Genomic DNA, 5,782 nt, shown 5'->3' on the forward strand with positions numbered 1-5,782 from the left:
GGTGCCGACGATGGGCAGGGTCAGGGTGGGGCGCGTCTACGACGAGCCGGCGTCCTCGGACGGGGTCCGGGTCTTGGTGGACCGCGTGTGGCCTCGCGGGCTCGGCAAGGACAAGGCGCGCGTCGACGAGTGGTGCAAGCAGGTCGCCCCGTCCACGGAGCTGCGCAAGTGGTACGCGCATGATCCCGAGCGGTTCGCGGAGTTCACCCGGCGCTACCGGTCCGAGCTGCGGGAGCCCGAGCGGGAGCGGGCATTGGAGCATCTGCGGGGACTGGCCCGGGACGGGACGGTGACGCTGCTCACCGCCACCAAGGACGTCCGGATCAGCCAGGCCGCCGTGCTGGCGGAGATGATCGGCTGAGGCGGTCAGCGGCGGGCGAGACGGCGCTCGCCTCCGGGGCCCTGTTCGTAGGGCAGGCCGTAGTGGCGGAAGACGGCCTCCTCGTCCTCGGCGGGCAGGACGTCGTCGGTGCCCATCGACGGGCCGTCCTTGACCAGCGACTTGTCGTAGTTGACGCGCACGTAGCCGGGCCCGACGGTCGCGTCGCCCAGGGGGACGAACACCAGTTTGCGGCGGGTGGGCAGGCCGACCTCGACGGTGGCCATGGCGGGCTCGTCCGTGCTGGTGTTGACGTAGACCGCCTCCAGCGTGCCGATCTTGTGCCCGCCGGTGTCGAGCACGTCGTGGGTGCGCCATTCACGGATATCGGCTGCCTGAATCATGGGGCCTACGTTCCCCGCCGATGGCCGTCGAATCCGCCCCGGCCGGAGCGTTCACCTGGGGAGACTGAAGGTGAGCCTGGCCGCCCGCCCTTTCTCGCCGGTGGCCCAGCAGCCGCCGTCGGAGGCGCAGTCCACGGTGTCGAAGCCGCCGGTGTCGAACCGCGTCCACGAGCGGCCGCCGTCCAGGGTGCCGTCGCTGCCCGTGGGGCCCACGGCGAGCGCGGCGGGGCCGGTGTAGGCCGGCCACGTCACGCCGGACCGGTACTCGGCCGGGGGACGGGGCGCGAGGTGCCAGGTGCGGCCGCCGTCGCTGGTCGTCGCGGCGGCCGAGGGGGACGGCTCCCCGGGACGGTAGTCGCCGCCCACGGCGATGCCGTGCCGGGTGTCGCGGAACGCCACCGCGAACACGCCCTGGGACGCGCCGCTGGGCAAGGGGGTGTCGGACACGGTCCAGGTGAGGCCGCGGTCCCGGGAGTGGAACACCCGCGACCGGGCCGCGCCACCGGTGGCGAGCCAGACGTCCCGGCGGCCGTGGCCGACCAGGCATTGCCCGCTGGCGGCGAACGCGGCCTCGCCCGGCAGCGCCTCGGGCATGCCCTTGCCGGGCAGGACCCGCCAGCTTCGTCCCGCGTCGCTGGTGGCGATGAGCCGGAACCGCCCGTCCACGGGGTCGCTGACCGCCAGCCCGTGCCGGGAGTCGGAGAACGTCATGCAGTCGTAGAACGCCTTGGGGTGGTCGTTCTTGAAGCCGAGCGTCCAGGTGCGTCCGCCGTCGGAGGTCCGGTAGACGCGGGACGCGTCGCCCTCGCCGATGGCCAGGACCACGGCCCGGTCGGCGTCGAACGCCTCGATGTCGCGCAGTTCCAGGCCCGCCGCGTCGGCCGGGCCGACCTTCCGCCAGGTGCGCCCGGCGTCGGTCGTCCGCAGGACGGTCCCGCCGCTGCCCGCCGCCCAGGCGACCTTCCGCCCGACCGCCGCCAGCCCCCGCAGCCGCGAGTCGGTCCCGGTCGGCGTGAGCCGCCACTCCGGCTTGATCCGGGGCGCGTCCCCGCCCGGCTGCGCGGCGGCCGGTGCCGCGAGGGACGCCGCGACCACCGCCCCGCAGACTCCGGCGAACGAGATCTTCCGGACCATCGCGAGCATCGGTTTCATGCGTCGCAAGCTAACGAATGGTGATCAAGCCGTCCAGGCCCACAGCGGGGCGACCGCGGCGCGTTGTCGTGTCGCGGGCCGTCCCGTTCGTCTAGGGGGTGTACGACGGCCAACGGGGCCCGCCGTTTCGACGCAGGGAGGAGCGCATGATGAGACCGGGTATGGACACCATCGGCTGCCCGCTACCGACCGGGGTGAGGTCATGAAGTACGTGCTGATGTTCGTCGAGACCGAGCAGTTCGCCGGCGAGCTGCGGGCCATGAGCGATGAGGAGCGGCAGGCGGCGTTCGAGCGGGTCGGCCAGTGGTTCGCCGAGCACGCGGGCCAGATCACCCACCACGCGCACCTGCATCCGGCCGAGACGGCCACCACGATGCGGCTGGGCGGCGGCGAGGCGGTGGTCACCGACGGCCCGTTCGTCGAGGGCAAGGAGGTCGTCTCCGGCTACGCCGAGATCGAGGTCGCCGACCTGGACGAGGCGATGGCAATCGCGCGGTCCTGGCCCGCCTGTCCGCTCATCGAGATCCGGCCGATCACCTGAGCATGGACGGAGCCCACCCGAGCGCGGGCGGCACGCCTTCGCCGGCGGACGGTGCGCACGCCGAGCTGGCCCGCGTGGTGCGCGAGCACGCGGGCCGGCTGACGGCGTGCCTGGTGCGGGTCCTGGGCGACTTCGCCGCCGCCGAGGACGTCGTGCAGGACGCCGTGGAGACCGCGCTGCGCCGCTGGCCGGACGAGGGCGTCCCCGACCATCCGGACGCGTGGCTGCTGACCGTGGCACGCCGCCGCGGGCTGGACGTGCTGCGCCGCCAGGCCGTCTACCGCGACAAACTCGCCCGGCTCAGCTCGCCCGTCCACGCCGAGCCCGACGACCGGCTCAAGCTGATCTTCACCTGCTGTCATCCGGCGCTGCCGCGCGAGGCGCGGATCGCGCTGACGCTGCGGACCGTGTGCGGGCTGACCACCGCCCAGATCGCGGCGGCGTTCCTGGTGCCCGAGACGACCGTGGCGCAGCGCATCACGCGGGCCAAACGCAAGATCACCGAGGCGGGCGTCCCCTACCGCGTCCCGCCGGACGCCGAGCTGCCCGAACGCCTCGACCAGGTCCTGGCCGTCATCTACCTGCTGTTCAACGAGGGGTATCTGACCAGCGGCGGCGACCGCCCGCACGCGCGTGACCTGGCCGACGACGCCGAATGGCTCGCCGCCACCCTGGCCTGGCTGATGCCCCGGCAGCCCGAGGCCCTGGGGCTGCTCGCCCTCATCCGCCTCCACCAGGCGCGCGTCGGCGCCCGCTTCGATCCGGACGGCGCCCTGATCCCGCTCCGCGACCAGGACCGCGGCCGCTGGGACCACGGCGCCATCCTGGACGCGACGCGCCTGATCGAGCGGGCCGCCGCCGCCCGCAGGCCCGGCCCGTACCAGGTGCAGGCGGCCATCGTCGCGTGCCACGCCGAGGCTCCCACCTGGGACGAGACCGACTGGCCGCAGATCGTCGTCCTCTACGACATGCTCCTGGCCCTCGCCCCGACCCCGGTCCACCGGCTGCACCGCGCAATCGCCCTGCACCACCATCCCGGCGCCCGCGGCGGCCCCCGCGCCGCCCTCGCCGCGCTGGACGTCCTCACCCCCGCCGACCGGCGCGTCCTTGAGCGCTACCCGCTGTACCACGCCACCCGCGCCGAGCTCCTGCGCGCCCTCGGGCACCCCGGCGAGGCCCGCGCCGCCGACCGGCGCGCCCTGGAGCTGGCGACCAACCCGGCCCAGCACGCACTGCTCGCGGAGCGTCTCGGCTAAGGCGTGGTGAGGGCCGCGAAGGCGGTCGCGCGGGCCCTACCAGGTCACCGGGAGTTCGGACGGGCCGTGGAACAGGGAGTTCTTCCGCCACGGGATCTCCGAGGGGGCGACGGCCGGCCGCAGGCCGGGGAACCTGCGCGCCAGACTGTCGAGCGCCACCCGCAGCTCGGCGCGGGCGAGGTGCACGCCCAGGCAGAAGTGCGTCCCATGCCCGAACGCCACGTGCTTGTTGTCGGGGCGCCCGAAGTCCATCTCCTGGGGATCGGCGACGACCTCGGGATCGTGGTTGGCCGCGATCAGGGACGCCGCGACCATGCTCCCCGCCGGGATGAGCACATCGCCTATCGTCACGTCCCGGGTGGCGAGGCGCGGATTCGTGACCCGCAGGACGGGCTGTGGCGCAGCAGTCCTCCACCGCCGCCGGCACCAGCCCCGGGTCGCGGTGGAGCGAGGCGTACAGGGCCGGGCGGCTCAGCAGCGCGTGCAGTCCGTTGGCGAGCTGGTTCAGCGTCGTCTCGTGCCCGCGACCAGAAGCGTGACCCCCAGGGTGACCACCTCGGCCTCGGTGATCGGCTCCTCCTCGTCACCGCCGGCGGCCAGCAGCGCGCTGAGCAGGTCGTCCGCGGGCTCCTCGCGCTTGGCGGCGACCAGCGCGACGAGGTCCCCCTGCAGCGCCCTCCGCGCCTGGAGGACCTCCTCCTGCGGCGGGCCGCCCACGGACATGATCGCGTCGGCCCATCCGTGGAACGCTTCGCGGTCCTCGTACGGCACGCCGAGCAGCCCGCAGATCTCCGCGATCGGCAGCGGCGCGCACAACGCCTCGACCAGGTCCACCGGCGGTCCGGTCGCGGCCATCCGGTCCAGCAGCCCGTCGACGACGGCCTGGATCTCCTCGCCCATCGCCTCGACCCGGCCGCGCGTGAACGCCTTGGACACCATCCGCCGCAGCCGGGTGTGCTCGGGCGGATCCAGGTTGAACAGCGTCCTGCCGGACCCGACGTGCTTCCTCGGCAGGTGCTTGCGGGCCCCGGGCCCGGCCGTGTGCGCGCAGCTGAACGCCGGATCGGGCAGGATCCGCTGGGCGTCGTGGAAGCGGGTCGCCGCGTAGCCGGCCTCGCCCGACAGCATCATCACCCGTGTCACCGGCCCCACCGTCCGCAGCTCGGTGATCGGCGTGAGGTCGCGGCCTTCGTCGACGGTCATCCCACGTCCCTCCCGCGCGCCTTCGGCTGATCGGCGGAGAGGTTCCACGCGATGATGCGTTCCGGCCGGATCCGGATGAGCTCCTCGCTGTAGTAGCGGGCGATGCGCTCCTGGTCGTCCAACGCCTCGGCCCGGCCGCGGATCTCGACCCCGCGGCCCTGGCCCGGACGCGCCGCTCCGGAGCCCTCGGCCGGCGCCACGTCGTCGATGATGAACGCCACGCGCGGATCGGCGAGCACGTTGCGGTACTTCTGGGTGGTGCCCAGCCGGGGCCCGCCGATGTCGATCGTGCCGTCGGCGGTGTTGAACCGGAACGCCACGGGCCGCACCTGAGGCGTCCCGTCCGGTCCGATGGTGCTGAGGCGGCCGAGCGGCTGGTCGAGGATGTACTTGATCTCCGTGTCGCTGAACGGCTGGTCCGAGTGCATGTCCGTCCCTTCCGGGCGTGCGCGAGCGCTGGCGGGCCGGTCACCAGGCGCCGATGACGGCGCCGATGACGGTGAAGACCACGGTGTGGAAGCCGACGTCGATGGCGATCAGCCGGGGCGGGCGGGCCTCGAACGCCATCGAGCTCAGCAGCGCGCCGGCGGCGACGCAGAGCCCGGTGAGCAGGCCCGCGAGCGCGCCCGCGGCGAGGCCCGCGTCCCGGCCGAGCAGGAGCGCGAGCACGAAGGCCCCCGCCAGGGACGTCGCGAAGGCCAGGACGAACAGCGCGGGCAGCCGGCGGCGGCGCATCTGCTCGGCGCTGAGGCCGACGTCGCGTTCCCAGTACGTGCCGAACATGATCGGGGAGTGCCACAGGCCGGCGATGGGGAGCCGGGTCACGGCGGCGACGGTCACGGCGAGGTAGTTGACGTCGCCAGGGTCGGTCAGTGCGCTCATCGGGGCTCCGCGGGGTGGGGAGGGC

9 protein-coding genes are annotated in these 5,782 nt (G+C 74.0%); 3 read left to right on the forward strand and 6 right to left on the reverse strand.

Going from position 1 to position 5,782, the window contains the following annotated elements; all coding sequences use genetic code 11:
• Position 1 precedes the first annotated feature (1 nt).
• Complete coding sequence (locus E1298_RS43225; RefSeq protein WP_243726193.1) at positions 2–361, forward strand: DUF488 domain-containing protein; 360 nt, start codon at positions 2–4, stop codon at positions 359–361.
• A gap of 5 nt (positions 362–366) precedes the next feature.
• On the opposite strand, the gene E1298_RS43230 is transcribed toward E1298_RS43225, so the two are convergent.
• Together E1298_RS43230 and E1298_RS43235 are read right to left on the reverse strand one after the other, a co-directional pair.
• A complete protein-coding gene (locus E1298_RS43230) occupies positions 367–723 on the reverse strand; it encodes a PRC-barrel domain-containing protein (RefSeq protein ID WP_131903189.1) in 357 nt (118 codons plus the stop codon).
• A gap of 51 nt (positions 724–774) precedes the next feature.
• A complete protein-coding gene (locus E1298_RS43235) occupies positions 775–1,875 on the reverse strand; it encodes a WD40/YVTN/BNR-like repeat-containing protein (protein ID WP_243726194.1) in 1,101 nt (366 codons plus the stop codon).
• Positions 1,876–2,077: 202 nt separating this feature from the next.
• Here E1298_RS43235 and E1298_RS43240 point away from each other — a divergent pair, with 202 nt between their 5' ends.
• Both E1298_RS43240 and E1298_RS43245 read left to right on the forward strand, forming a co-directional pair.
• Positions 2,078–2,416 carry a YciI family protein gene (locus E1298_RS43240; RefSeq protein WP_131903190.1) on the forward strand — a complete coding sequence of 113 codons (339 nt, stop codon included), beginning with the start codon at positions 2,078–2,080 and terminating at the stop codon, positions 2,414–2,416.
• A gap of 2 nt (positions 2,417–2,418) precedes the next feature.
• Positions 2,419–3,672, forward strand: coding sequence for an RNA polymerase sigma factor (locus E1298_RS43245; RefSeq protein ID WP_131903191.1), 1,254 nt, complete (start codon positions 2,419–2,421; stop codon positions 3,670–3,672).
• A 36-nt stretch (positions 3,673–3,708) separates the two neighbouring features.
• On the opposite strand, the gene E1298_RS43250 is transcribed toward E1298_RS43245, so the two are convergent.
• The 4 genes from E1298_RS43250 to E1298_RS43265 form a co-directional block, all read right to left on the reverse strand.
• Complete coding sequence (locus E1298_RS43250; protein ID WP_131903192.1) at positions 3,709–4,059, reverse strand: cytochrome P450; 351 nt, start codon at positions 4,057–4,059, stop codon at positions 3,709–3,711.
• A 117-nt stretch (positions 4,060–4,176) separates the two neighbouring features.
• Positions 4,177–4,875 (reverse strand): cytochrome P450 family protein, encoded by a 699-nt coding sequence (locus tag E1298_RS43255; RefSeq protein ID WP_131903193.1) that lies wholly within the window; start codon positions 4,873–4,875, stop codon positions 4,177–4,179.
• Positions 4,872–5,303, reverse strand: coding sequence for a PPOX class F420-dependent oxidoreductase (locus E1298_RS43260; RefSeq protein WP_131903194.1), 432 nt, complete (start codon positions 5,301–5,303; stop codon positions 4,872–4,874). The genes E1298_RS43255 and E1298_RS43260 overlap by 4 nt, the downstream gene beginning before the upstream one ends.
• A 40-nt stretch (positions 5,304–5,343) precedes the next feature.
• The coding region (locus tag E1298_RS43265) for a DUF1761 domain-containing protein (RefSeq protein ID WP_207945195.1) at positions 5,344–5,782 on the reverse strand (439 nt) is incomplete at its 5' end.

This window comes from Actinomadura rubrisoli, assembly GCF_004349215.1.
GTDB classification, from domain to species: Bacteria; Actinomycetota; Actinomycetes; order Streptosporangiales; family Streptosporangiaceae; genus Spirillospora; species Spirillospora rubrisoli.